At 68.6% G+C, this 25,366-nt stretch carries 21 protein-coding genes; 12 read left to right on the top strand and 9 right to left on the bottom strand.

The window, feature by feature from the left end; all coding sequences use genetic code 11:
* Positions 1-26: 26 nt before the first annotated feature.
* From IHQ52_RS11170 to IHQ52_RS11155, 4 genes are all read left to right on the top strand, one after another.
* Entirely contained in the window at positions 27-1,604 is a 1,578-nt protein-coding gene (locus IHQ52_RS11170; protein WP_024497583.1) for a helix-turn-helix domain-containing protein, read from the top strand.
* 86 nt (positions 1,605-1,690) lie between these two features.
* A complete protein-coding gene (locus IHQ52_RS11165; RefSeq protein ID WP_096273717.1) occupies positions 1,691-2,764 on the top strand; it encodes a phosphotransferase family protein in 1,074 nt (357 codons plus the stop codon).
* A gap of 77 nt (positions 2,765-2,841) precedes the next feature.
* Positions 2,842-4,128 carry an acyl-CoA dehydrogenase family protein gene (locus tag IHQ52_RS11160; RefSeq protein WP_024497581.1) on the top strand — a complete coding sequence of 429 codons (1,287 nt, stop codon included), beginning with the start codon at positions 2,842-2,844 and terminating at the stop codon, positions 4,126-4,128.
* 45 nt (positions 4,129-4,173) lie between these two features.
* Positions 4,174-4,926, top strand: a complete 753-nt coding sequence (locus IHQ52_RS11155) for an SDR family NAD(P)-dependent oxidoreductase (RefSeq protein ID WP_006434439.1) — start codon at positions 4,174-4,176, stop codon at positions 4,924-4,926.
* A gap of 9 nt (positions 4,927-4,935) precedes the next feature.
* On the opposite strand, the gene IHQ52_RS11150 is transcribed toward IHQ52_RS11155, so the two are convergent.
* The 6 genes from IHQ52_RS11150 to eccCa all read right to left on the bottom strand — a co-directional run bounded on the left by IHQ52_RS11150 (position 4,936) and on the right by eccCa (position 13,596).
* Positions 4,936-5,658 carry an HAD family hydrolase gene (locus tag IHQ52_RS11150; RefSeq protein WP_024497580.1) on the bottom strand — a complete coding sequence of 241 codons (723 nt, stop codon included), beginning with the start codon at positions 5,656-5,658 and terminating at the stop codon, positions 4,936-4,938.
* Positions 5,655-6,998 carry a phosphoglucosamine mutase gene (glmM, locus tag IHQ52_RS11145; RefSeq protein WP_024497579.1) on the bottom strand — a complete coding sequence of 448 codons (1,344 nt, stop codon included), beginning with the start codon at positions 6,996-6,998 and terminating at the stop codon, positions 5,655-5,657. Before glmM ends, IHQ52_RS11150 begins: the two co-directional genes overlap by 4 nt.
* Before the next feature lie 2 nt (positions 6,999-7,000).
* Positions 7,001-7,531, bottom strand: coding sequence for a 30S ribosomal protein S9 (gene rpsI, locus IHQ52_RS11140; protein WP_024497578.1), 531 nt, complete (start codon positions 7,529-7,531; stop codon positions 7,001-7,003).
* Complete coding sequence (rplM, locus tag IHQ52_RS11135) at positions 7,528-7,971, bottom strand: 50S ribosomal protein L13 (RefSeq protein WP_006434435.1); 444 nt, start codon at positions 7,969-7,971, stop codon at positions 7,528-7,530. Before rplM ends, rpsI begins: the two co-directional genes overlap by 4 nt.
* Positions 7,972-8,165: 194 nt before the next feature.
* On the bottom strand, positions 8,166-9,470 hold the full coding sequence (locus tag IHQ52_RS11130) for a type VII secretion-associated protein (protein WP_024497577.1): 1,305 nt from the start codon (positions 9,468-9,470) through the stop codon (positions 8,166-8,168).
* Between the two features lie 43 nt (positions 9,471-9,513).
* Complete coding sequence (eccCa, locus tag IHQ52_RS11125; RefSeq protein ID WP_096273715.1) at positions 9,514-13,596, bottom strand: type VII secretion protein EccCa; 4,083 nt, start codon at positions 13,594-13,596, stop codon at positions 9,514-9,516.
* A 99-nt stretch (positions 13,597-13,695) separates the two neighbouring features.
* Here eccCa and eccD point away from each other — a divergent pair, with 99 nt between their 5' ends.
* Both eccD and mycP read left to right on the top strand, forming a co-directional pair.
* The gene (gene eccD / locus IHQ52_RS11120; RefSeq protein ID WP_096273713.1) at positions 13,696-15,249 is read left to right on the top strand and encodes a type VII secretion integral membrane protein EccD; all 1,554 of its coding nucleotides are present in this window, start codon (positions 13,696-13,698) and stop codon (positions 15,247-15,249) included.
* Positions 15,249-16,646: a type VII secretion-associated serine protease mycosin gene (gene mycP / locus IHQ52_RS11115; protein ID WP_024497574.1), complete on the top strand. Its 1,398-nt coding sequence runs from the start codon at positions 15,249-15,251 to the stop codon at positions 16,644-16,646. The genes eccD and mycP overlap by 1 nt, the downstream gene beginning before the upstream one ends.
* 15 nt (positions 16,647-16,661) lie before the next feature.
* On the opposite strand, the gene IHQ52_RS11110 is transcribed toward mycP, so the two are convergent.
* A complete protein-coding gene (locus IHQ52_RS11110; RefSeq protein WP_024497573.1) occupies positions 16,662-17,615 on the bottom strand; it encodes a 4-hydroxy-3-methylbut-2-enyl diphosphate reductase in 954 nt (317 codons plus the stop codon).
* Positions 17,616-17,666: 51 nt separating this feature from the next.
* On the opposite strand from IHQ52_RS11110, the gene IHQ52_RS11105 reads away from it, so the two are divergent.
* The 3 genes from IHQ52_RS11105 to IHQ52_RS11095 are packed head-to-tail and all read left to right on the top strand — an operon-like array spanning position 17,667 to position 19,896.
* Positions 17,667-18,395 (top strand): lipid droplet-associated protein, encoded by a 729-nt coding sequence (locus tag IHQ52_RS11105; protein WP_024497572.1) that lies wholly within the window; start codon positions 17,667-17,669, stop codon positions 18,393-18,395.
* Complete coding sequence (xseA, locus tag IHQ52_RS11100; RefSeq protein ID WP_006434428.1) at positions 18,392-19,660, top strand: exodeoxyribonuclease VII large subunit; 1,269 nt, start codon at positions 18,392-18,394, stop codon at positions 19,658-19,660. The genes IHQ52_RS11105 and xseA overlap by 4 nt, the downstream gene beginning before the upstream one ends.
* Positions 19,657-19,896 (top strand): exodeoxyribonuclease VII small subunit, encoded by a 240-nt coding sequence (locus IHQ52_RS11095; protein ID WP_006434427.1) that lies wholly within the window; start codon positions 19,657-19,659, stop codon positions 19,894-19,896. The genes xseA and IHQ52_RS11095 overlap by 4 nt, the downstream gene beginning before the upstream one ends.
* Positions 19,897-19,898: 2 nt before the next feature.
* Here the strand turns inward: IHQ52_RS11095 and IHQ52_RS11090 are convergent, their stop codons facing one another.
* Positions 19,899-20,222: a hypothetical protein gene (locus IHQ52_RS11090; RefSeq protein WP_006434426.1), complete on the bottom strand. Its 324-nt coding sequence runs from the start codon at positions 20,220-20,222 to the stop codon at positions 19,899-19,901.
* A 76-nt stretch (positions 20,223-20,298) separates the two neighbouring features.
* Positions 20,299-20,874, bottom strand: a complete 576-nt coding sequence (locus IHQ52_RS11085) for a DUF4245 domain-containing protein (protein ID WP_006434425.1) — start codon at positions 20,872-20,874, stop codon at positions 20,299-20,301.
* Between the two features lie 144 nt (positions 20,875-21,018).
* Here IHQ52_RS11085 and glpX point away from each other — a divergent pair, with 144 nt between their 5' ends.
* The 3 genes from glpX (at position 21,019) to IHQ52_RS11070 (ending at position 25,278) form a co-directional block, all read left to right on the top strand.
* A complete protein-coding gene (gene glpX / locus IHQ52_RS11080; protein WP_006434424.1) occupies positions 21,019-22,014 on the top strand; it encodes a class II fructose-bisphosphatase in 996 nt (331 codons plus the stop codon).
* A gap of 128 nt (positions 22,015-22,142) precedes the next feature.
* The gene (locus tag IHQ52_RS11075) at positions 22,143-23,840 is read left to right on the top strand and encodes a fumarate hydratase (RefSeq protein ID WP_006434423.1); all 1,698 of its coding nucleotides are present in this window, start codon (positions 22,143-22,145) and stop codon (positions 23,838-23,840) included.
* 7 nt (positions 23,841-23,847) lie between these two features.
* Positions 23,848-25,278: a class II fumarate hydratase gene (locus IHQ52_RS11070; RefSeq protein ID WP_024497571.1), complete on the top strand. Its 1,431-nt coding sequence runs from the start codon at positions 23,848-23,850 to the stop codon at positions 25,276-25,278.
* The last annotated feature ends 88 nt before the right edge of the window (positions 25,279-25,366 follow it).

Here is a 25,366-nt window from a genome sequence, read left to right as displayed (position 1 = left end):
GAGCAGTCGGTGAGGAGGTCGCGCGGATGACGTCCATGGTGGAGCACGGGGTCGACGCCGGATCGGCACATGCCACCGGCCGCGAGCGCGAGGTCATCGCGGCCTTCGCCGAGATCACGACCGAAGCGATCACCGACACGAAGCTGGAAGATCTCCTCAGCCTGGTCGGCCAGAAGCTCTGCGCACTTCTCGGCGTCACCCGGTGCTCGGTGTACCTGCGGCACGCCAACGGCAGCTACCGCGGCGCCGCGGGCTTCTGCCAGGAGGCCGGCGACATCACCGAGGCCGTGAAGAGGCAGGTCTCCGGTTTCGACGGCGACCTCTTCAGCCAGGAGGTCATCAACACGCGCGCGCCCGTCGTCATCGCCGACGCGCTCAACGACCCGCGTCCCCACCGCCGAACGATGACGCACTGGGATGTCCGCGCGATGCTCGGCGTCCCGCTCACCTTTCTGTCGGAGCTGTCAGCCAAGCCTGTGGTCCTCTACAACAACTCGTTCGACGTGCTCGCCTGGTCCGCGCCGGACGCGCTGAAGCTCACCGCTCCCCCGGTGATGAGCGAGAAGGTGCGGGCCACCGCCTCGGTGCGTCAGGCGCTCGCCGAACTGTCGGTGAGCACGCCGTCGGCCATCGTGCCCGCGCAGCTGGCCGTCGGCCTCGGTCGTCGGCATCTCATGTGCCGCATGGTGATCGAGGGCAAGCAGACCGGCTTCCTCGGCATCGTCGAGGTGGGCCGCAGCCTGGAGGCCCTCGACGCCAACATCGCCGAACGCGGCGCCACCGTCCTGGCGCTCCAGATGCTCTCCGAGCGTCGGCAGATCGAGACCGAGGGTCAGGCGCGCGACGATTACCTCTCCGATCTACTGCGCAACAGCCGCGACAAGGAGCACCTGGTCCGACGAGGCCCGCAGTTCGGCATCGACCTGACCAATCCCCATGTCCTCGTTCGCTTCGCCGTCGACGACGCGACCGACAGCCTGACGGCGTCGGCGATTCAGTCCCTGGTCACGCGCACCTTCGCGTCGGTGATGTCGATCTCCCCGCCACCGGCCGTCCGGCTGCCCGGGGCGGTCATCGTGATGGTCCGCCTGGAGTCCGACGACCTCGACGAGGTCGGGCACGTCCGCGACCACGTGTCGACGATCCGCGATCGACTCTCCGGTGACCTCTCGCTCGGGGCGACCCTGATCTCCGGGATCTGTCGCACGCCGGTCGACTATCCGCACGCTCATCGCGACCTGCGCGAGATGGGCTCGGTGGCAAAGTCTTTCGGTTGGGACGAGCGGGTGATGACGCTCGACGAGCTCGGCTTGTTCCGGGTGATCGTGTCCAGCGGCCACGTCAAGGAGGCCCTGCACTTCGCGCACTCCTTCGTCGCGCCGGTACGACAGCACGACGACGGCACCCTCCTCGCCACCTGGCGCGCCTTCGTGGCCGCCGACGGCAAGGTGCAGGCGACCGCGTCGGCGCTGGACGTCCACGAGAACACCATCCGGTACCGCCTTGGCCGGATCAAGGAGATCGCCCGTCGCGATCCGACGTCGCTGGACTGCCTGCTGTCGGCGAAGATGGCCTTCCAGGTCCTGGATCTCGCAGGTCAGTGAACTGCGTCGATGCCGGTTGGAGATTCCTCCAACAGATCAGCACGACGACGGTTCTCCGCGAGGCGGACACGCCATAGGTTCGTCTCATGGCCCACAGCACGATCCCCGACCGTCCTGCTCCCGCCGACCCCATCCCGGTGGACATCGCAGCGCTGACGGCGTGGATGGACGAGCAGGGCCTCCCCACCGGTGACACCACCGAGCTCCGGCCGCTGCACGGCGGTACCCAGAACATCATGGTCATCGTCAGCCGCGGCGGACGTGAGTACGTCCTGCGGCGCGGGCCCCGGCACCTGCGCCCGCAGTCGAACGCCGCGATCGCCCGCGAGATGACCCTGCTGTCGGCCCTGAGTTCGACCGAGGTCGCGCACCCGCGCTTCGTCGCCGGCACCACCGATCCCGACGTCCTCGGCGCGACCTTCTTCCTGATGGAGCCGGTGCACGGGTTCAACGCCGCCGATGCGCTGCCGGCCCCGTACGCCGCGACAGCGGAAGGACGCGAGGCGATGGGTTACGCCCTCGTCGACGCACTCGCCGGACTGGCGGCGGTCGACCACTCCGTCATCGGCCTCGACGACTTCGGCAAACCGGACGGCTTCCTCGAACGGCAGGTGCCCCGGTGGCTCGCCGAACACGAGCGGTACGCCGCCACACCGGGATATCGGGGCGGAACATTCCCCGATCTGGATCGCATCGCCGGTTGGCTCGAGGACAACCGTCCCGGCCACTTCCGGCCCGGACTGTTGCACGGCGACTACCACGTGGCGAACGTCCTCTATGATCACCGCGCTCCCCGGGTCGCGGCCATCGTCGACTGGGAGATGGCAACCGTCGGCGATCCGCTGCTCGATCTCGGTGTGCTGCTGGCGATCTGGCCCGACGACCCGCGGCAGCCCGATCTCTACGAGAGCGCACTCGGACGCGCCGGCAACCTGCCGAGCCGGTCCGCGATCGTCGCCCGCTACGCGGAGCGTTCCGACCGGGATCTCGACGCACTGGACTGGTACACCGTTCTCGCGAGCTTCAAACTCGGCATCATCCTCGAGGGCACCTACGCCCGGTCATGTGACGGCAAGGCGCCCCGCGACGTCGGTGAACGGCTGCACCGCTACGCCGACGGTCTGTTCGTCCGCGCACGCGGGATCACCGCCGGCGCCTGACCCGTCGCACATCGCCGGCGCTTCCCCACCCCACCCGTACTCGTCAACGATCCCCCACAGAAACGGAGCACACCACCATGGCCTGGGATTTCTCCACGGAACCCGAATTCCAGAAGAAGCTCGACTGGATGAAGGATTTCGTCCGTACCGAGGTCTTCCCGCTCGAGACCCTCGATCTCGACTGGGATCAACTGCGCAAGGCGATCGCCCCGCTACAGGAAGAGGTCAAGGCGAACGACCTGTGGGCCGCACACCTCGACCCGGAACTCGGCGGACAGGGATACGGCCAGGTGAAGCTGGGCCTGATGCAGGAGATCCTGGGTTCCACACCGTACGGACCGCTCGTGTTCGGCTGCCAGGCACCGGATTCCGGCAACTGCGAGATTCTCGCCGCGGTCGGCACCGAGGAGCAGAAGAAGCGGTGGCTCGAGCCGCTGCTCGCCGGCGAGTACTATTCCTCGTTCGCGCTGACCGAACCCGACAACGCCGGCGCCGATCCGACCAACCTCACCACCACCGCGGTCCGCGACGGCGACGAGTGGGTTCTCAACGGCCACAAGTGGTTCATCAGCAATGCAGCCACCGCCGACTTCATGATCGTCGTCGCCGTCACCGATCCCGACGCCGAACGCCACCGTCGCCCCTCGCAGTTCATCATCCCGATCGACGCACCGGGTCTCGACGTGGTCCGCGACATCGGTTCGGTCGAGAATCCCCGGCCGCGCCCGCACACCTACGGTTCGCACTGCGAGGTGGTGCTGCGTGACGTCCGGGTCGACGACACGGCACTGCTCGGCAATCGGGGCGACGGCTTCCTCATCGCCCAGAAACGACTGGGCCCCGGCCGGATTCACCATTGCATGCGCTGGATCGGTCAGGCGAGTCGCGCATTCGACATGATGTGCGAACGCGCCACCTACCGGTACGCCCACGGATCGGTCCTCGCCGACAAGCAGACGGTCCGCAACTTCATCGCCGACTCCGCGGCCGAGATCCAGGCCCTCCGTCTGATGACGCTGCATGCCGCGTGGCGCATCGACGAGGAGGGCACGGCCGCCGCCCGCAAGGACATCGCGCTCATCAAGTTCTTCGGCGCCAAGATCCTGCACGACGTCATCGACCGCGCGCTCCAGGTCCACGGCTCACTCGGCTACAGCGCGGACCTGCCGCTGGAGTCCATGTACCGCGCGGCACGCGCCGGCCGTCTCTACGACGGCCCCGACGAGGTGCACCGCGACAGCGTCGCCCGCCAGTACCTCAAGGGATACACACGACCGGCCGACGACCGGCCGACCGAGCACATCCCCACCCGGCGCGAGGCCGCCCGGCGTCGCTTCGCCGAATTGCTCGCCGAACAGCCCTGAACGCACCCTTCTCGTCCCCTCCTCCGAAACAGAAAGCGAACACGTATGTCTCTCAACGGAAAAACTGCCATCGTCACCGGCGCCGCACAGGGTATCGGTCAGGCCACGGCCATCCGACTCGCCGCAGACGGCGCCCATGTGGTCGCCGCCGACATCCAGGACTGCGAGGTCACCCTCAAAGAGATCGCCGAGGCCGGCGGTTCCGCGGAGGCGGTCCGCCTCGATGTCCGCGTCGCCGACGACTGGGCGGCCACGGTGGAGCAGATCACCGCCTCACAGGGCTCGATCGACTTCCTGGCCAATGTGGCCGGCGTGGTCAACATGATCAGCGAGGACACCGTCGTCGGCCTCACCGAGGAAGCATGGGACGTCGTCGTCGGCACCGACCTCAAGGGCGTGTGGCTCGGCATGCGAGCGGTCATCCCCGGCATGATCGAGAACGGTGGTGGCCGCATCGTCAACATCTCATCGATGGCCGCGCTTCGGGGTCTGCCCAACCTGGCGTCGTATTCGGCGGCCAAGGGCGGCGTCGTGGGCCTCACCAAGCAGGCCGCCTACGAGTACGGCCCGCACAACATCCTGATCAACGCCATCGCACCGGGCACCATCGACACCCCGATCCTGGCCGACATCACCGAGGAGATGCGACAGGCGAATGCCAACGCGCACATCGTGCGTCGGCTGGGTCGCCCGTCGGAGATCGCCTCGATGGTCGCCTATCTCATGCGTGAGGGCGACTTCCTGACCGGCGAGATCTACCCGGTCGACGGCGGCTGGTCGGCCAAGGGCAACTTCTGAGAGGAGATCTCAGTCGCGCAGCTCGATGCCATGAGCGGCCACGGCGTCGAGCAGCGCCGTCGGGCGATCGGCCGGCGGCACATCGTGCACGAGCGCGAAGGAACACCCCAGCGCACGCGCACCGCCGTCGGCCTTCACGCTGTCCCCGACCATGAGCACGTCGCCGGCCGGCACGCCGATCGGGTCGAGGGCGGCGCGGAAGAGGCGCGGTTCGGGTTTGATCGCGCCGACCTCATAGGAGAGCGCGTAGGCGTCCACGAGGTGGTCGATGCCGTGCAGGGCAAGGACTTTGCGCAGATCGAAGGCGATGTTGCTGACGATGCCGATCGGCACCCCGGTGTCCGCGAGACGCGTCAGCACCTCGACGGTGTCGGCGAACGGCACCCACGATTCCGGGTCGAGGACCCGGTCGTAGAGCGAGTTGGCGTGACCGGCGTTGCTCATCCCGACCGTGCGCAGCAGGGCGAGGTACCCGACCCGGTGCAATTCCGGATCGAGATCCCTTCGCTCCCAAGCGGTCCGGTCGTCGCCCTCGATACCCTCGGGCAGTCCGACCGGCGCGACCATGCGGCGGATGATGTCCGCCTGCCGCTCCGGGACGAACGCCTCGCCCGCATCGTCGAGGAGATCGACGAACCAGTCGTCGCGCGCCTCGAAGCGGAACAGGGTGCCGGAGAAGTCGAACAGGACCGCCCGCGGAGTGCTGGCCCTGTCCACGAGATCGGGGGTCATGCGCCGGCGGCGGCGACGACATCGGCGAGGCGACGGGCGACCGTGCCCGCCTGCTCCGCGGTGCCGGCTTCCACCATCACCCGGACGAGCTGTTCGGTTCCGGAGGGACGCAACAGAACTCGTCCCGATTCGCCCAGTTCGGCCTCGGCGTCGACGACGGCCTGCTTGACCGACTGCGACTCCGCGACTGCGTGTTTGTCGGCGACGCGGACGTTGATGAGCTCCTGCGGCAGCACCGTCACGATGCCGGCCAGGTCGGCCAGTCGCGACGAGGTGGCCGCCATGCGGGCCATGATCATCAGGCCGGTGAGGATGCCGTCGCCGGTGGTTCCCGATCCCGGGACCACGATGTGGCCGGACTGCTCACCGCCGAGGGAGTACCCGCCGCGACGCAGCTCCTCCACCACGTAGCGGTCGCCGACGGCCGTGGTACGCACCGTGATTCCCGCCTCGCGCATCGCGATGTGCAGGCCGAGGTTGCTCATGACGGTGGCGACGAGGACGTTCTCGTGCAGACGGTTCTTGTCGGCGAGCGACGTCGCCAGGATCGCCATGATGGCGTCGCCGTCGACGATCTGACCGGTGGAATCCACTGCGAGGCAACGATCGGCGTCGCCGTCGTGGGCGAGACCGAGATCGGCGCCGTGCTCGAGGACGGCGGCCTGCAGCTTGTCCATGTGGGTGGAACCGCAGTCGGCGTTGATGTTCAGGCCGTCGGGATCGGCGTGGATCGCGATGACCTTCGCACCGGCGTCGGCATAGGCCAGCGGCGCGAGTTGCGACGCGGCGCCGTGTGCGCAGTCGACCACGACCGTCAGACCGTCCAGACGCTCGTCGACGGCCTGGGCCAGGTGCCGCCGGTAGCGGTCTCCCGCGTCCGGTGCGTCGAGGACACGACCGACCGCCGCACCGATGGGCCGGACGAAGTCGTCGTCCATCGCCGCTTCGATACGGTCCTCGACCTCGTCGTCGAGCTTGTGCCCGCCGGCGGAGAAGAACTTGATCCCGTTGTCGGGCATGGGGTTGTGCGACGCGGAGATCATCACGCCGAACTCGGCGTGGTAGTCCGCGGTCAGGAACGCGACCGCCGGGGTGGGCACGGTGCCGACGCGGATGGCGTCGACGCCGGTCGCGGCGAGTCCCGCGCACACGGCGGCTTCCAGCATCTCGCCGGAGGCTCGTGGGTCGCGACCGACCACCGCACGCGGGCGGCGCGAGTGATCGTCGGACAGGTCCTCGAAAACGACCGCGGCGGCCGAGGCCAGGCGCAACGCGAGCTCGGGAGTGAGCTCGGCGTTGGCCAGGCCTCGGACGCCGTCGGTACCGAAAAGGCGTGCCAAGATCAGCGCTTGGAGTACTGCGACGCCTTGCGGGCCTTCTTGAGGCCGTACTTCTTGCGCTCGACCGCACGCGGGTCACGGGTGAGGAAGCCGGCCTTCTTCAGGGCGGGGCGATCATCCGGGGTGACCTCGATGAGGGCACGAGCGATGGCGAGACGCAGCGCACCGGCCTGGCCCGAGGGGCCGCCGCCGACGAGCTTGGCGAAGATGTCGAACGACTCGGTGCGCTCGACGGTGACCAGCGGAGCCTTGATGAGCTGCTGGTGCACCTTGTTGGGGAAGTACTCCTCCAGCGAACGGCCGTTCAGCTTGAACTCACCGGTGCCCGGCAGCAGGCGAACGCGGACGACGGCTTCCTTGCGGCGGCCGACGGTCTGGATCGGACGGTCGATCACGACCGGCTCGCGAACCTCTTCGACAGCGGCAGCGGTGTCGTAATCGTCGGCAGCGGCCTCGACGGCCTCCACGGCCTCAACGACCTCGACAGCTTCTTCGACGGCCTCGACGGCCTCGTTGATGTTCTCGTTGGTCACTGGGCCACCTGCTTGATCTCGAAGGGAACGGGGCGCTGAGCCGCGTGCGGATGGTTCGGGCCTGCGTAGACCTTCAGCTTCGAGGCCATCGCACGGCCGAGCTTGTTCGAGGGCAGCATGCCCTTGATGGCCTTCTCGATGACGCGCTCGGGGAAGGTCTCGAGCAGCTCGGCAGTGGTGCGGGACTTCAGGCCACCGGGATGCCCCGAGTGGGTGTAGTTCAGCTTGCGCTCGGCCTTGTTGCTGGTCAGCGCGACCTTCTCCGCGTTGATGATGACGACGAAGTCGCCACCGTCCATGTGCGGGGCGTAGGTCGGCTTGTGCTTGCCGCGGAGCAGGTTCGCGCTCTGCACGGCCAGCCGGCCGAGCACCACGTCGGTGGCGTCGATGACGTGCCACGTACGCGTGATGTCACCGGCCTTCGGGGTGTAGGTAGGCACAGTTGGTCCTCAACTCTTGTCTTGTGGGTGCTGGTCGGATGTACGGCGGAGGTTGTTCCCGGCGACCAGTGGGGACCCGGGTCTCTTCTGCCTGTGCACGCGTGTGTGCGACAGGCGCCGAGCACCAGCGATCCAGGTTACGCGACCGTGCAGGTCAGGGTCAAAACGCCGAGCCGACCCGTCACGCTCGTCCCCTACTGCCCCACCCGTACCGATCTGACGGCCTCCGCGCATTCGCGGTCCACAGATTCGGCGGTCGTCCCGGCCTGACACCCGATGGACACCTGCAGACCGTCGTCGACGATGACATACCAGCGGATGGCGCTGCCCGACGCCGGTGCCTCCCGGTAGCTGATGACGTCGCGTCCGGCGTAGCGGGTGTCCGCGGAGAACTCGGTGACGACGTCGTCGCCCCGTTGGTCGATGCGATTGCGCAGACTCGTGGCGACGGACTGCCGGGTCGACCCGTCGCGCAGCTCGGTCAGGACCGCGATGATCCGCCGGCCGTCGTCGGCGGAGACGAACACGGTGCGGGTCGTGGTCGGGTCGTCGGTGGTGTCGCTCGGGGTGTCCTGCCCGGACTCCCGCCAGTTCCCGGGAACCGACATCGTGGCGCGGCCGACCGCGACCTCGGCAGCAGCGGGCGCGGGGTCGTCCCGCTGCCACCACCCCACCCCGAAGGCGACGGCGACGACCACCACCGCCGCGGCCGCAGCACCGGCCAGCACACGACGGCTGCGTCGCCTCGACGCGTCCGGCGCCGGCATCGCGGGCCCGTCGGCCACCGGCACGGCGTCGTCGGCGACACCACCGGTCCGGCGGCCCAGACGGACGAGAAGGTCGCGGTCCACCGGCACGACACGGCCCGCGATCGCGTGCGCGGCGACCAGCTCTGTCGCCGCCGCCACCTCCCGCGGATCGTCACCGTCGACGAAGACGGCTTCGACCGCGTCGTCGATGATCGACAGCCCCTCGGCCTCCCGGTCCCCCGGCTCGATCACCCCACTGCGCTCGATGTCCCAGCCCTCGGGGTGTCGCCGCACGATCTGCACATCCCACGCAGCCGGGCGTGGACGGGCGGGATCGTGGGGCGGTTCCGGGATGTGCGTGGTCTCCACGACGGCACAGCGCCGCACGGTGATGTCGGCGTGGCTGCGCGCGATGAGGACCGCACGCGGGAGAAGCGTCAGTGGCGCCTGGCCCGCCCTCCGCCCTCCGGCATCGGCCAGCGACGACGCGCGCCGGTGTCCCCAGGTACTCGGATGCCCGACGATCAGCGGGCGGTCCGGATCCGAGGCGTGGACACCCATCTCGTCGAACGCCTGCTGCCACGCCTGCCGCAGGTGCCGGCGCCGGCCGTCGAGCACGACCGTCATCTCGTCGACCGCGAGGAGCAGCGGGCGCAGATCGCGGTCAGGGCACCTGAGCCCGGTGACCGGATCCCAGATCCGTGGCTGCCCGAACGCGAGGTCGACGACCGTCGGACGGCGTCGGCTCACCCCGCTCCTGCCCGTACCCGTGTCGTCCAAGGCAGATCCGTCGCTAGTCGTCGGCCGGTAGGTGGGCGACCTGGATCATCTCCTGCGGACGCACCCGCGAGACGAGTTCACCGCGTCCGGGCACCAGCCGCTGCATGCGGCTGCGTCCGGTGATGAAACCTTCGTCGCGGTCGCCGCTCATCAGCAGGATGTCGGACGACAGGTCCTTCAGCCGCGCGATCACGGGATCGAACATCGCCCGGCCGAGGCCGCCGGATCGACGCGCCAGGACGATGTGGAAACCGATGTCTCGGGCGTGCGATGCGTACTCGATGACCGGCAGCAACGGGTTGCCCGACGATGTTGCCACCATGTCGTAGTCGTCCACCACGAGGTACACCTCCGGCTTGCCGGCCAACCACGAACGCTCCCGCAGCTGCTGAACGGTCACGTCGTTCGGGGGCATGCAGTCCTTGAGATATGCCGCCAGCTGGTTCATCAGTGTCATGGCATTGTCGTGCGAGCTGGCATATCCGGCGAGGTGATCGCCGTCGACCACGCCGAGCATCGTGCGGCGGTAGTCGATGAACGCGATCTTCACCTGCTCCGGGGTGCCGCCGGCGACGAGGCCGCGAACGATCGCGCGCAGCACGTTCGTCTTTCCGTGCTCGACGTCGGCGAACACCATGAAGTGGGGCTGTGCGTTGAAGTCGAGCACCACCGGGGCCAGCTCCAGTTCGCCGACGCCGATCGCGACCTGGTTCAGCGACAACGTGACCTCGGCCGCGGCCAGCCCGTTCTGGACGGCCGACATCGCGATCTCGGTGCTCAGCTTGCGGACCGGCAGCGCCGAACGGCCCGGGTACGCGGCGGCGAGTTTCTCCGCCGAGGCCACCACACCGGCGGGCAGCGACTCGGCGCTGCTGACCGGGTCGAGGCGCGGCAGGGCGATGAGCATGTGGAGCTCTTCCGCGGTGAGACCCCGACCGGGACGGTTCTGCGGGACGCCCGCAGCGGCGCGGCGACTCATCTCGGAGTCCGACGGGTCGCCGAGGCGCAGTTCGATGCGCGTACCCAGGAGGTCTCGGACCGCCGGGCGGATCTCGGCCCACCGCGAGGCGCTGACGATCACGTGCACGCCGAAAGACAACCCCTGAGAGACGATCGTGGTGATCTGCTCCTCGAGCGACTCGAGTTCGGAACGCAGCACGCTGATGCCGTCGAGCACGAGGAAGACGTCGCCGAACCGGTCGGCGGCCAACGGATCGTCGGGCGCGAGGGTCCCGGAGGCGAACCAGGCCGCACGGCGGGCCCGGTAATCACGCATCGACTCGACGCCGAGACGGCCGAACAACAGCTCCCGCGCCCGGACGACCGCCCCGACCTCGGCAACGGTGCGGCGGACGGCATCCATGTCGCCGCGGGACGCAACCGAACCAACATGTGGGAGACCGGCGAGGCCGGCGAGACTGCCGCCGCCGAAGTCCAGGCAGTAGAACTGCACCTGTTCCGGCGTGTGCGTGGCCGCCGCGGCCATGATGATCGTGCGCAGCGTCGTCGACTTGCCCGACTGCGGGCCACCGACCACGGCCACGTTGCCGGCCGCGCCCGCCAGGTCGATGACGAGGGGATCGCGTCGCTGGTCGTAGGGGCGATCGACCAGACCGATGGGCAAGGCCAGGTTGCCGGGGACCGTCGGCTTGGTCCAGTCGCGTGCTCCGACCAGGTGTTCCACGGTCGGCGAATCGTCGAGCGGGTCCAGCCAGACCCGGTGAGCCGGCGGGCCGGAGCCCTCCATGCGACCGATGATGGTCTGCATCAGCGTCGGCACCGACACCGAGGTCGGCTCGAAGTCGGCGGGCGCGGCGTCGAGGGCCGGCGGCTCCTCGTCGAGCAGGCTCGCCGCCTGATCGAGCAGCGACCGCGGGGAACCCTCGTCCAGCGGGACCGGCAGCGCGGTGAAGACCTTGAGGTTCCCGAGTCGCGGTATCCCCGACGTCATGGTGTCCGAGGTGTCTGACGCCACGGCCGGCGAATAGTACGGACCCGAGACATAAGAGGTGTTGAACCGGACCGGGTCGTCCGAGTCACATTTCAGGTAGGCCGAACCGGGCACGCTCGGTAGGTGGTAGGCGTCGGGGACACCGAGTACCGACCGGGATTCGTTGGCGGAGAAGGTTTTCAGGCCGATTCGATACGACAGGTGGGAGTCGAGCCCACGGAGCTTGCCCTCCTCGAGACGTTGCGAGGCCAGCAGCAGGTGGATGTGCAACGAGCGGCCCAGACGACCGATCGCGACGAAGAGTTCGGCGAAATCCGGTTTCTGCGAGAGCAGTTCGGAGAACTCGTCGACGACGATGAACAGGGCGGGCAGCGGTTCGAGGCGCACACCCGAGGCGCGGGCACGTTCGTAGTCGGCGACGTTGGCGTAGTTGCCCGCCGCACGCAGGACCTCCTGGCGGCGATTCATCTCGCCCGACAACGCATCCTTCATGCGGTCGACCATCGACAGTTCCTGCTCGAGGTTGGTGATGATCGCCGCGACATGCGGTGCGGACTCGAGCCCGAGGAAGGTCGCGCCGCCCTTGAAGTCGACGAGGACCAGGTTCAGCTCGGTCGGCGAATGCGTGGCCAGCATGGCCAGGACGAGGGTCCGCAGGAACTCCGACTTGCCGGAACCCGTCGCACCGATACAGAGGCCATGGGGTCCCATGCCACCGTGGGCGCTCTCCTTGATGTCGAGTTCGACCGGCGCGCCGCTCGGGGTGTATCCGATCGGCACCCGCAGACGTTCTCGACCGGTGCGTCCGCGCCAGGCCGTGGCCGGGTCGAAACGGGCGGCGTCGTCGATGCCGAGGAGGGCGGGCAGGCCCGGATCGGTCGAGGTGGCCTCCGATTCCAGGTTCGCCAGGGTGGCCGCCGTCGCCAGCCGGTACCGGGCCATGCGGCGTGCGATCGCCTCCGCCTCGGCGATCGTCAGCGAGTCCATGTCCGCGAATTCCTCGACGCCCGCGACGCTCCGGGCCGAGACCTTCCCCCCGCGCACCACGAGTTGCAGGCCGCGCCGGGCCGCGAGACCGTCCGGCGGTGCCGTCAGGTCGAGGACGGTCACGCCCTCCATGCCCGCGGAGCTGAGGATGCGCTCGTCGCCGGCGACGTAACCGTCGTCGATGACGACCACCAGGTGGGCGCGGTTCCCGTTCGGCGGCGCCGACCTGCTGAACCGACCTCGCTCCAGCAGGTCGGCGGCCAGCGCGTTCTCGAGATCGGCGAGCGTCGGATAGATCATCCGCATCGGCCCGATACCGTCGCGCAGCGTCGGATGCCCTACGTGCGGAAGCCATTTCGCCCAGTCCCAGGCTTCGCCGGCGGGGTCGCCGGTGACGATGCCGATGTGGAGGTGGTCGGGGCCGTGGAAGGCGCAGAGTTCGACGATCATCGAACGGACCAGTTCGCGGGTCTCCTGCCGGGCACCCTCGATGTTGATCGCCGGGAAGCCGCGGAGCGAGATCGACCGGGGCAAGCTGTACACCGCGGAATGGGTCCGCACGAAGCGACGCAGGGCCACCATCGACACCGGCTCGATGTCCTCGAGCGGGCCGGTCTCCGGCGGCATCAGCCGCGTCGCGAGGCGTTGGACGCCGACTCCCACACGCACATGGGCGAAGTCGTTGTCGGCGGGGCGTCGCTCCCACATCCGCCGGCTGCCGACGACGTCGAGCAGCGCGTGCGGATCGGGATGACTCCAGGTGCGGGCGGCGCGCTGGTTCTCCACGGTGTCGAAGACCTGGGCGCGCAACTGGCCGAGGTAGCGGAAGTAGTCCTTGCGCTCCTCGTTGAGTTCCGCGGCGCGCTTGCCGCCGCCGCGCCCACCGGCGGCGAACATGCCGAACATCGACATGAGCATCATCAGCGGGAACATCATGAACAGCGGATTGGTCAGGATGTTGCGGCCACCGGTGACCATCATCAGCGCGATCATGCCGACGACGGCGACGATCATCACCACCGGCAGCAGCTTCATGAGCAGGTTGCCGGGCACCACGCGCGGGACGTCCGGCGGCGCCTGGATGTTGACCTCGCCGCCCGGCATTCGAGGCGGCGTGATGCGTGGCCGACGCACGAATCCCTCAGTGGTCGTGACCACTCGATCCCCCCTGACACCTCGAGCTGTGTATCCCCGGGCGGGCGAACCCGCTGAAGTTGGCTATGTTAGCTGCTGAAACCTGGGGGAGGATTGACCTGTATGTCACCTGTGGACGGATTCGCGCCGGGACACCCGACGACCGCCGCGGACGGCAGTGGCGGTGACCGTCGACGCGCGGACACCGCAATCGAGCCGCAGCTCGTACGTGTTTCGGTGCTGGGCGGCAACACCCAACTCGACGTCGGACTGCCCGCGGGCATCCCGATCGCCGGACTCATCGGTGACCTCGTCGCACAGATCGAGTCGCGCAACCCCAACCGTCACGACCCGGACGACCCCGACTCGGATTCCCGCGGCCGCGGCCGCCCGCACGACCGGCAGAACCGCTGGACCCTGGCCCTGGTCGGTCAGGAACCGCTGGCCCTGCACCGCTCGCTGTCGGAGTCGGGAATCCGCGACGGCGACCTTCTCCTGCTGACCTCCACCCGGACCGGTGAGTCGCCGATCCTGTTCGACGACGTGGTCGATGCCGTTGCGCGACTGAACGAATCCCAGTTCATGAGCTGGACCGCGACCTCGGCGAGGTATGTGGGTCATGCACTGGCCCTGGTCGCGGCGGTCGCCGCGGCGGCGGGGCTCGCCGCGAGTCGACTCGACAGCGGCGCACTGTGGCTCGCGGGAGGATCCGGGCTGGCGGTGATCGGACTGATCACCGCGGCCACGATCGTCGCGCGCTACTACCGGGATCAGCTCAGCTCGACGATCCTCTCGGTCTGCGCGGCGCCGATGGCATTCGTGACCGGCATGATCCTCACGCCCGGATCCTTCGGCGCCGCGCATCTGACACTCGGATTCGCGCTGACCCTGGCCACGGCGGTCATCACCTACCGGATGACCGCGGTCGGTGCGACCGCCCACAGTGCGGTGACCAGCGCCGCACTCGCCGGCGTCCTGGGATGTGGTGCCCGAATGCTCATCGACGCCGACGTCGCGGAGGTCGCGGCCGTCGTCGCGGCGGTGGGTCTGCTGCTGATCGGGCTCTCCCCACGACTGACGATCCTGCTCGCCAAACTGCCGTTGCCGCCGGTCCCCACCGCGGGCGCGGCCATCGACGTCAAGGACATCGAACCGCAGCCGTCGATCGAGGGCATCGGCGCGATCGGGGCCACGGCACTGCCGAAGGCCGATGCGCTGGAACGTCGCTCATACATCGCCAACGCGTACCTGACCGGCATCATCGGCGGCCTCACCGGCATCGTCGCGATCTCGGCGGTGCTCACCGCCGCTCCCCTCGCCGGCTTCGAATGGAAGAACGCGGCCTACGCCGCGATCATCGGCGTGGTCCTGTGCCTGCGCGGACGCTCCCACAGCGACCTCTTCCAGGCGGCGATCCTCATCATCGGCGGCGCGCTCGTGGTGCTCACCCTGCTGGTCGGTCTGGCGTTCGGGGACGGCCGGTGGCCGATCGTGTCCTTCGCCCTGGGCAGCGTCGTCCTGATCGCCGCGCTCGTCTTCGGAGTCGTTGCGCCTCATCAGGATTTCTCCCCGGTGATGCGCCGGTGGGCGGAGATCGGCGAGTACATCCTCGTCGCGCTCATCGTCCCGCTGCTGCTGTGGTTGCTCGACCTGTACCGGATCGTCCGGGAGATCTGATGTCCCGGGCACGCACCCGGATCGCGGCGCCTCTCGCGCTGGCGCTGACCGCGACCCTGCTCGGGTTGACCTCCTCCCCCGCCGCCGCGGTCACCCCGCCGCGTGTCGACGCATCGGCACTGATCCGTTCGGCACCTGTCGCACCGCCGGAACCGACCGAGCAGAGCCATCTGTGCAACACCGCGACCCTCACCCGCAACACCGCGAATCCGACTGCCGCCCAATCGATGATGAATCTCGAGGAGGCCTGGCGCTTCAGCCGTGGCGCCGGACAGCGGGTGGCCGTCATCGACACCGGCGTGACCCCGCACCCGCGACTCGGGCGCGTCACCGCGGGCGGCGACTACGTCTCGAACGGCACCGGACTCGAGGACTGCGACGCCCACGGCACCCTGGTCGCGGGCATCATCGCCGCCCGGCCGAGCACCTCGGACGCCTTCGCCGGCGTCGCGCCCGCAGCTTCGATCATCGGCATCCGCCAGTCCAGCAGCGCCTTCAAGGCCAAGAACGATCGCCGCGACGACGACCCCGCACCGGCGATCGGCTCGGGCTACGGTTCGGTCCGTACACTCGCCCACGCCATCGTCCGCGCCGTCGACCTGCGCGCCACCGTCATCAACATCTCCGAGGTCGCGTGCGCGCCGGCGGCCGACAAGGTCGACGACCGCGCACTCGGGGCGGCGATCCGATACGCCTACGACCGCGACGTCGTGGTGGTGGCGGCGGCCGGCAACATCACCCGGGACGGCGCCTGCCAGAGCCAGAATCCGACGCCTCCCGCCGGCGACCCGGACGACTGGAGTGCGGTGACGACGATCGCGAGTCCCGCGTGGTACTCGCCGTACGTCCTCACCGTCGCCTCGATCGACGCCGCGACCGGCACACCGAGCGATTTCAGCCTCCACGGCCCGTGGGTGGGTGTGGCGGCACCGGGCACCGACATCGTGAGTCTCGACAGCGCGAAGGGTTCGGGCCGCCTGGTGTCGGCGCAACGCAGCGAGAACGGGCCGCTGCCGCTGATCGGGACGAGCTTCGCCGCACCCTACGTCGCCGGTACCGCAGCTCTGGTCCGGGCACGGTTCCCCGACCTGAGCGCACGGGAGGTCATGGATCGGATCGTGGCGACCGCCCACGCCCCGGGAACCGGACACGACCAGCGGATCGGTCACGGGGTCGTCGACCCGGTCTCCGCCCTGACCGCGGAACTACCCGCCGATCAGCGGGCCGGGCCGCAGTCGGCCCCGATCGCCGCACCGGCACCCCCGACGCCGCCGGACCACACCGCACGCAACGTCGCCGTCGCGGGGGCGGGTGTCAGCGCCGCGCTCATCGCGACCGTGCTGGCGATCGCGCTGCCCCACCGTCGGGTGCGCAAGCTCGACCCCGACGAGTTCTGATCAGACAGATTCTGATCAGCTGGTGGTACGCGCGGGCCGCAACTCCCGCGGCAGCGCGAAGGTCAGTGTCTCGTTGGCGGTGTTGACGGTGTCCACCGTGTCGTAGCCGCGTTCGGCGAGGAAGTCGAGCACGCCGCGGACGAGGACCTCGGGCACCGACGCACCGGAGGTGACGCCCACCGTGCTCACACCTTCGAGCCAGACGTCGTCGATCTCGCGCGCGTAGTCGACCAGGTGGCCGGCCCTGGCGCCCGCCTGCAGGGCCACCTCGACCAGGCGAACCGAGTTCGACGAGTTCTTGGAACCGACGACGATGACGAGATCGCAGTCGGGGGCCATCGCCTTGACGGCGACCTGCCGGTTCTGGGTGGCGTAACAGATGTCGTCGCTGGGCGGATCGTTGAGCAGCGGGAACTTCTCGCGCAGGCGCCTCACCGTCTCCATGGTCTCGTCGACCGAGAGCGTGGTCTGCGACAGCCAGACCAGCTTCGACTCGTCACGCACGGTCACCGAGTCCACACTGTCCGGGCCGTCCACCAGCTGGATGTGCTCGGGCGCCTCACCGGCCGTCCCCTCGACCTCCTCGTGGCCCTCGTGGCCGATCAGAAGGATGTCGTAGTCGTCGCGGGCGAACCGCTTGGCCTCCTGGTGCACCTTCGTCACCAGCGGACAGGTCGCGTCGATGGTCTTCAGGTTGCGTTCCGCGGCGGTCGCATGGACCTGCGGTGAGACACCGTGTGCGGAGAACACGACGATCGACCCCTCCGGCACCTCGTCGGTCTCCCCCACGAAGATCGCCCCGCGATCCGCCAGGGTCTCGACCACGTGGCGGTTGTGCACGATCTCCTTGCGGACATAGACGGGAGCGCCGTGCTTGTCGAGAGCACGCTCGACCGTCTCCACCGCGCGGTCGACACCCGCGCAGTAGCCGCGAGGTTCGGCGAGCAGGACACGCTTCGTGACAGACATGCTTCCAGGGTACGGGTTACAGACGGGTGCCCGTGATGGCAGAGTGTTGGCATGCATCGCGCACCCTACCCGGCCCGTATCGCCGCAGGTCTGATCGTCACCGCCCTCGAGGAGACGCGCAAGCTTCCCGCGCTGTTTGTCACCCTCCCGATGACTGCGGTCAGCCAGACCCTGCAGGCAGGTATGCGGGCCCAGCAGAACATCGCCGAACTCGCCATCAAGGGCGACGCCGTCCTGGAGATGATCTTCGACAAGCCCAGCGAGGAGCCCGAGTGGGCCCGCTTCGACGAGGACGACGTCGAGACCCCGGCCCCCGACGCCGACGCCCACGCCGGCGACGTACCGATCGAGACGCCCGCGAAGCCCGCCAGGCCTTCCACGAAGGCCACCACCGTCGACGACGAGATCGAGGCCGCCGCCGACGGCAACGACCCGGGCGACCAGCCCGCCGATGCCACGGATGCCACCGCCGCACCGCCGCGTGCCGATGCCGGCCGTTTCGCGCTGTACAGCTCCGCGCCCGAAGACGTCCTGGACGCCGCGGAGACGCCGGCGACCCCTGCCCCGGCGTCGAAGAACGGCTCGACACCCGAGATCGTCGAACTCATCGACTACGACACGCTGACCCTGGCACAGTTGCGGGCACGTCTACGGGCGGTCGGCACCGACGACCTCACCAGCCTCGTCGACTACGAGAAGTCGAACCGCGGTCGCGCACCGTTCGTGACGATGCTCGAGAACCGGATCGCGTCGCAGAACAAGCGCTCCACCGAGGCGTGAGCGGGACCTCGCCGAATTCGGCCGAGAATCCGTGGCCGGTACGCACGGTCAACACGAAGATCGCCGACTGGATACACCGATTGGGCCAGATCTGGGTGGAGGGTCAGGTCACCCAGATCAGCCGGCGCCCCGGTACCCGCACGGCCTTCCTCACCCTGCGGGACCCGGCCGCCGACATCTCCATCTCGGTGACGTGCAGCCCGGATCTGTTGACGCGCACCGAGGTTCCGCTGACCGACGGCAGCCACGTGGTCGTCCTCGGCCGCCCGAGTTATTACACGGGCCGCGGCACGGTGTCGTTGCGGATCAGCGACATCCGTCCGGTCGGGGTCGGCGAACTGCTGCTGCGGATCGAACGCCTCCGTCAGCTGCTGGCCGCCGAGGGGTTGTTCGACAGCCGGCTCAAACGTCCGCTGCCGTTCCTGCCCCGCGCCATCGGGCTGATCAGCGGGCGGGCCAGTGCCGCCCAGCACGACGTGGTCAGCGTCGCCACCAGCCGGTGGTCGGCCGTGCGCCTGGACATCCGTGAGGCACCCGTGCAGGGCCCGACGGCGGTGGCACGGATCCTGACCCACCTCGCCGACCTCGACGCCCACCCCGACGTCGAGGTGATCATCATCGCCCGCGGCGGCGGCAGCGTCGAGGATCTGCTGCCGTTCTCCGACGAGGCGCTGTTGCGGGCGGTCTCGCGGTGTCGGACGCCGGTGGTCAGCGCGATCGGGCACGAGCCCGACAATCCGCTGCTCGACCTCGTCGCCGACCTGCGTGCGGCCACCCCGACCGACGCCGCCAAGCGAGTGGTGCCCGACGTCGAGGCCGAACTCGCCGGGATCGACGACCTGCGCCGGCGTAGCGCTCAGGCGTTGCGCAACTGGGTGCGCCGCGAGACCGGGGTGATCGACGGACTGCGGCGACGTCCGGTCCTCGCCCGGCCGGGCGTGATCGTCGACCAGGAGTCCGCGAACGTGGCCGAGCTGGTGCGTGCCCTGCGGCGCGACGTCCTACGCCACGTCGACACCGAGGACCGGCGCCACGAGCACCTCGCGGCCCGGCTCTCGACCCTGGGCCCGGCCCAGACCCTCGCGCGTGGCTACGCGGTCGTGCAACGAACCGACACCGACGTGACCCACGTCGTCAGCACTCTCGACGATCTGCCGGCGGGCGCCGAACTACGCATCCGCGTCGCCGACGGCGCGGCGAGGGCCACCGTCACCGCCACCGAGGCACCCACATCCACGTCCACGGACGACGAAGGAGATTCGTGAGCACCGACGAGGAGTACACACCGGTCACCGAACTCGGATACGAGGAGGCGCGCGACGAACTCGCCGACATCGTCAGCACACTCGAGCACGGTGGCCTCGATCTCGACACCTCACTGGCCCTGTGGGAACGGGGCGAGGCGCTCGCGACTCGCTGCGAAGAACATCTCCGCGGCGCGCGTGAACGCATCGAAACCGTGATCGCACAGAAGAATTCGGCCGACGACGACGATGAGTGACCTCAGTCGAAGTCGACGAGGACCCGCTGGTCGACCGCGGACACCCGCGACCGCTCGGCGGCTCGAACCGGACCATCGGTGAGCACCAGCGGTTCCCGGCGGCCGGCCGGTGGGTCGACTCGCACGCACGGCACGCTGATGACCTGACCGCCGGTCGCCGCAACGGCCGCGCCGGCCCCGTACACGGGAACCACGATCACCAGCAGTGCGACGAGCACCGCGACGAGGACGAGTCGTCCCCACATGATGTTCAGCCAGGCGTCGGCCTGTGCGGACAACGACGTCGCCGGTGTCCACCTGTACCTGTGCCAGAATTCCCCGGACATGAGCGCCTCCTGGAGCAGACGCTATGAACGGAGGCACTCGTCATCGCGAGTAGTCGGCTACTCGAATCGTCTCCACTCAGGCATCGAGCGGTGGCTGCGTCGCCACCGACGACGCGATCGTCTCGATGTCGGAGTCCGGTCCCCGGGAGAGCACGCCGATCCGGACATCGCCGAAGTCGGCGATCCAGAACTTCTTGCCCTCGGAGGTCTCGTAGGTCACCCACTGCCGGCCACCCGCTTCGCGGGTACCGGTGCCGGTGGTGTCCGCGTACTCGTCACCGCTCCCGCCGAGGTACGGCACCAGCAGGTCCTCCGAGGCGTCGGTCTGACTCAGCTGCACATAGGCCTTGCTCGCACTGAGCCAGCCGACGGTGCTGACCCGATGTCCCTCGATCGCATCCGACGAGCCGGAGTTGGGCTTCCATCCTTCGGGTGTGGGCGGCCGGCGGATCGGGAACGGCATCTGCCGGGCGTCGGCGTCCAGTGCGGTGACCACGTCGAACGCGGGCACCTTGCTGTCTGCGGGGTCCTGATTCAAGCCGACCGAGCAATTCCCCGACGCGATCGCCACCAATGCACACAGCGCGATCAGCGGCACCAACGACCAGAACATGTCCTTGCCGTTGATGAGAATGCGCGGTTTGTCTGCCATGTCGCCGAGTATCCCACTACCAGGGTCAGTCACCGAACGGCCGGTGTGACATGCAAGGATGGTCCCTGAGATCACCGCCACACCCACGGATCCCAGGGGCTGCGACCCACTGAGATCGGGGCCACACATGAGGAGCCGAAGCCCATGACAGCCAGCAACCACCAGGCACCCGATCGCAACCTCGCGATGGAATTGGTCCGTGTGACGGAGTCGGCTGCACTCGCGGCCGGCCGCTGGGTGGGTCGCGGTGACAAGAACGGCGGCGACGGCGCGGCGGTGGACGCGATGCGCCAGCTCCTCTCGACGGTCTCCATGCGCGGCGTCGTCGTGATCGGCGAGGGCGAGAAGGACGAGGCGCCGATGCTGTACAACGGCGAAGAGGTCGGCAACGGCGAGGGCCCCGACTGCGATGTCGCGGTCGATCCCATCGACGGCACCACCCTGATGGCCGAGGGCCGCCCCAACTCGATCTCGGTGATCGCGGTCAGCGAACGCGGCACCATGTACGACCCGTCGGCCGTGTTCTACATGGACAAGATCGCCGTGGGTCCGGACGCCAAGGGCGCCATCAACATCAACGAGTCGGTCGAGTGGAACATCAACTCGGTCGCCAAGGCCAAGGGCATCGACGTCGCCGACCTCACCGTCATCGTCCTCGACCGGCCCCGCCACGCCGATCTCATCGGCGAGATCCGCCAGGCCGGCGCCAAGATCCGCCTCATCTCCGACGGTGACGTCGCCGGCGCCGTGGCGGCCGCCGACGACTACTCGACCGTCGACATGCTGATGGGCGTCGGTGGCACCCCCGAGGGCATCATCACGGCCGTCGCGATGAAGTGCATGGGCGGCGAGATCCAGGGCAAGCTGTGGCCCCGCAACGACGAGGAGCGCCAGAAGGCCATCGACGCGGGTCACGACCTCGACCGGGTCCTGACCAACGACATCCTGGTGAGCGGCGAGAACAGCTTCTTCTGCGCGACCGGTGTCACCAACGGCGACATGCTGCGCGGCGTCACCTACCGTCCCAACGGTGCGACCACTCGTTCGCTGGTCATGCGATCGAAGTCGGGCACCGTCCGCCGCATCGAGGCCGTCCACAAGCCGGCCAAGCTGCGCGAGTACGCCCGCATCAGTCTCTGACGCCCGGCGTCGACCTCTGACACACCGAGCAAACGGCCCCGCGTCGGGGAGCTGCGACCGTGATCCATCTCACGAGTCCGGTCACCTCTGACGTGGGGCCGTTTTGCTGGGGCGATACGATCCGGTGCGTGAGTAAACCACCCTCAGCCCCCGAGTTTCTCTACTCTGATCTGCTCCCCATCGGCGCCGACGAGACCCCCTACCGACTCATCACCACCGAGGGTGTCTCGACGTTCGAAGCCGGCGGACAGACGTTCCTCAAGGTGGAGCCGGAGGCGATCCGCAAGCTCACCGCCGAGGCCATGCACGACATCAGCCACTACCTGCGCCCGGCCCACCTCGCGCAGCTCCGCAAGATCATCGACGACCCCGAGGCATCGGGCAACGACCGCTTCGTGGCCCTCGACCTGCTCAAGAACGTCAACATCTCCGCCGGTGGCGTCCTGCCGATGTGCCAGGACACCGGCACCGCGATCGTGATGGGCAAGAAGAGCGAGGGCGTGCTGACCGGCACCGACGACGCCGAGGCGATCTCGAGGGGTGTCTACGACGCCTACACGCAGCTCAACCTGCGCTATTCGCAGCTCGCACCGCTGACCACGTACGACGAGAAGAACACCGGGACCAACCTCCCGGCCCAGGTGGAGATCTACGCCACCGAGCAGGGCCCCAAGGGCCCGGAGTACAAGTTCCTGTTCATGGCCAAGGGTGGCGGGTCGGCCAACAAGTCCTTCCTGTTCCAGGAGACCAAGGCCATCCTCAACCCGAAGTCCATCCTCGAGTTCCTCGACGAGAAGATCCGCTCGCTCGGCACCGCGGCCTGCCCGCCCTATCACCTGGCCGTCGTGATCGGTGGCACCTCAGCCGAATTCGCGCTGAAGACCGCCAAATACGCCTCCGCGCACTACCTCGACAACCTGCCGACGGAGGGTTCGATGTCGGCGCACGGCTTCCGCGACCTCGAGCTCGAGGACGAGGTCTTCAAGCTGACCCAGTCCTTCGGCATCGGCGCCCAGTTCGGCGGCAAGTACTTCTGCCACGACGTCCGCGTCGTGCGTCTGCCCCGCCACGGCGCGTCGTGCCCGGTGGCCATCGCGGTGTCGTGTTCGGCCGACCGGCAGGCGCTCGGCAAGATCACCGCCGACGGGGTGTTCCTCGAGCAGCTCGAGACCGACCCGGCCGAGTACATGCCGGCTGCCGGTGTGGCGGAGGACATCTCGGGCGGCGAGGTGGTCGAGGTCGATCTCAACCGCCCGATGACCGAGATCCTGGCACAGCTGTCGCAGTACCCGGTCAAGACACGCCTGTCGCTGACGGGCCCCCTGGTGGTGGCCCGCGACATCGCTCACGCGAAGATCAAGGAACGCCTCGACGCCGGCGAGCCGATGCCCGATTACCTGCGCGATCACCCGGTGTACTACGCCGGTCCGGCCAAGACCCCGGAGGGCATGGCCTCCGGTTCGTTCGGTCCCACGACCGCCGGCCGCATGGACTCCTACGTCGAGCAGTTCCAGGCCGCCGGCGGCTCGATGGTCATGCTGGCCAAGGGAAATCGTTCCAAGCAGGTCACCGAGGCGTGCAACTCGCACGGCGGCTTCTACCTCGGCTCGATCGGCGGCCCGGCCGCCCGACTGGCGCTCGACTGCATCAAGAGCCAGGAGATCATCGAGTACCCCGAGCTCGGGATGGAGGCAGTGTGGAAGATCGAGGTCGAGAATTTTCCGGCCTTCATCGTTGTTGACGACAAGGGCAACGACTTTTTCACCGACCCGAGTGGGGCCGTCAACGTCCCGCTGAGCGGCATAAGGATTCGATCGAAGGAGTAGAACACCTATGACCGAGGCACAGGGCAAGAACGAGGCACCGGACAAGCAGGAATACCGCACCGAGCACGACACGATGGGCGAGGTGCAGGTGCCCGTCGATGCTCTGTGGCGCGCCCAGACGCAGCGGGCGGTGGAGAACTTCCCCATCAGCCATCGCCCGCTGGAGCGGGCGCAGATCCGCGCCATGGGCCTGCTGAAGGCGGCCTGCGCCACGGTCAACAAGGATCTGGGACTCCTCGACGCGGAGCGAGCCGACGCGATCATCGCGGCGGCCACCGAGATCGCCGACGGCAACCACGACGACCAGTTCCCGATCGACGTCTTCCAGACCGGGTCGGGCACGAGTTCGAACATGAACACCAACGAGGTCATCGCATCGATCGCGAAGGCCAACGGGGTGGACGTGCATCCCAACGACCACGTCAACATGTCGCAGTCGTCGAATGACACGTTCCCGACCGCCACGCACGTCGCGGCGACCGAGGCCGTCGTCACCGACCTCGTCCCGGCGCTCGACCATCTCCGGAAAGCACTGTCCGACAAGGCAACCGAGTGGCGTGACGTGGTCAAGAGCGGCCGCACACACCTGATGGACGCGGTGCCGGTGACTCTCGGCCAGGAGTTCGCCGGGTATGCACGGCAGATGGAGGCCGGCATCGAGCGCGTCACCGCGACCCTGCCGCGTGTCGGCGAGCTGCCCATCGGCGGCACCGCGGTGGGCACCGGACTCAACGCGCCGGCCGGCTTCGGCACCAAGGTGGTCGCCGAACTCGTCCGCCGCACCGGTGTCGAGGAACTCTCGTTGGCCAAGGACAACTTCGAGGCGCAGGCCGCCCGGGACGGGCTCGTCGAACTGTCCGGCCAGCTGAAGACGATCGCGGTGTCGCTCACCAAGATCGCCAACGACGTCCGGTGGATGGGCTCGGGACCGCTGACCGGCCTGGGCGAGATCCTGCTCCCCGACCTCCAGCCGGGTAGTTCGATCATGCCGGGCAAGGTCAATCCCGTTCTGCCCGAAGCGGTCACGCAGGTGGCGGCACAGGTCGTCGGCAACGACGCGGCGGTCACCTGGGGCGGCGGCAACGGCGCCTTCGAACTCAACGTCTACATCCCGATGATGGCCCGCAACGTCCTCGAGTCACTCAAGCTGCTGGCCAACGTGTCCCGACTGTTCGCCGACCGCTGCATCTCGGGATTGCAGGCCAACGTCGACCGTCTCCGCACCCTGGCCGAGAGCTCCCCGTCGATCGTCACACCGCTCAACAGCGCGATCGGCTACGAGGAGGCCGCTGCGGTCGCCAAACAGGCCCTCAAGGAGGGCAAGACGATCCGCCAGACCGTGATCGATCGGGGCCTCGTGGGCGACAAGCTCAGCGAGGAGGAACTCGACGCGCGCCTCGACGTTCTCAAGATGGCCAATCTCGACCGGGAACGCTGAGTACGGCCGGGCCATGACGAACCTGAAGCCCTCCCCACGGACTGGCAGACCGCACTCGTCCTCGTCGCCCACCCCGACGACCCGGAGT

It is taken from the genome of Gordonia amicalis (assembly GCF_022059885.1).
Taxonomy (GTDB): Bacteria; Actinomycetota; Actinomycetes; order Mycobacteriales; family Mycobacteriaceae; genus Gordonia; species Gordonia amicalis.
This window is presented reverse-complemented; position numbering and strand designations above follow the sequence as displayed.

Excerpts from the sequence above, each read along its gene's own strand:
- IHQ52_RS11085 (WP_006434425.1), bottom strand. The coding sequence starts at position 20,874 with ATGGCAGACAAACCGCGCATTCTCATCAACGGCAAGGACATGTTCTGG.
- IHQ52_RS11090 (WP_006434426.1), bottom strand. The coding sequence starts at position 20,222 with ATGTCCGGGGAATTCTGGCACAGGTACAGGTGGACACCGGCGACGTCG.
- IHQ52_RS11150 (WP_024497580.1), bottom strand. The coding sequence starts at position 5,658 with ATGACCCCCGATCTCGTGGACAGGGCCAGCACTCCGCGGGCGGTCCTG.
- eccD (WP_096273713.1), top strand. The coding sequence starts at position 13,696 with ATGTCACCTGTGGACGGATTCGCGCCGGGACACCCGACGACCGCCGCG.
- IHQ52_RS11070 (WP_024497571.1), top strand. The coding sequence starts at position 23,848 with ATGACCGAGGCACAGGGCAAGAACGAGGCACCGGACAAGCAGGAATAC.
- IHQ52_RS11105 (WP_024497572.1), top strand. The coding sequence starts at position 17,667 with ATGCATCGCGCACCCTACCCGGCCCGTATCGCCGCAGGTCTGATCGTC.
- IHQ52_RS11155 (WP_006434439.1), top strand. The coding sequence starts at position 4,174 with ATGTCTCTCAACGGAAAAACTGCCATCGTCACCGGCGCCGCACAGGGT.
- IHQ52_RS11110 (WP_024497573.1), bottom strand. The coding sequence starts at position 17,615 with ATGTCTGTCACGAAGCGTGTCCTGCTCGCCGAACCTCGCGGCTACTGC.
- mycP (WP_024497574.1), top strand. The coding sequence starts at position 15,249 with ATGTCCCGGGCACGCACCCGGATCGCGGCGCCTCTCGCGCTGGCGCTG.
- IHQ52_RS11165 (WP_096273717.1), top strand. The coding sequence starts at position 1,691 with ATGGCCCACAGCACGATCCCCGACCGTCCTGCTCCCGCCGACCCCATC.
- glpX (WP_006434424.1), top strand. The coding sequence starts at position 21,019 with ATGACAGCCAGCAACCACCAGGCACCCGATCGCAACCTCGCGATGGAA.
- IHQ52_RS11160 (WP_024497581.1), top strand. The coding sequence starts at position 2,842 with ATGGCCTGGGATTTCTCCACGGAACCCGAATTCCAGAAGAAGCTCGAC.
- IHQ52_RS11170 (WP_024497583.1), top strand. The coding sequence starts at position 27 with ATGACGTCCATGGTGGAGCACGGGGTCGACGCCGGATCGGCACATGCC.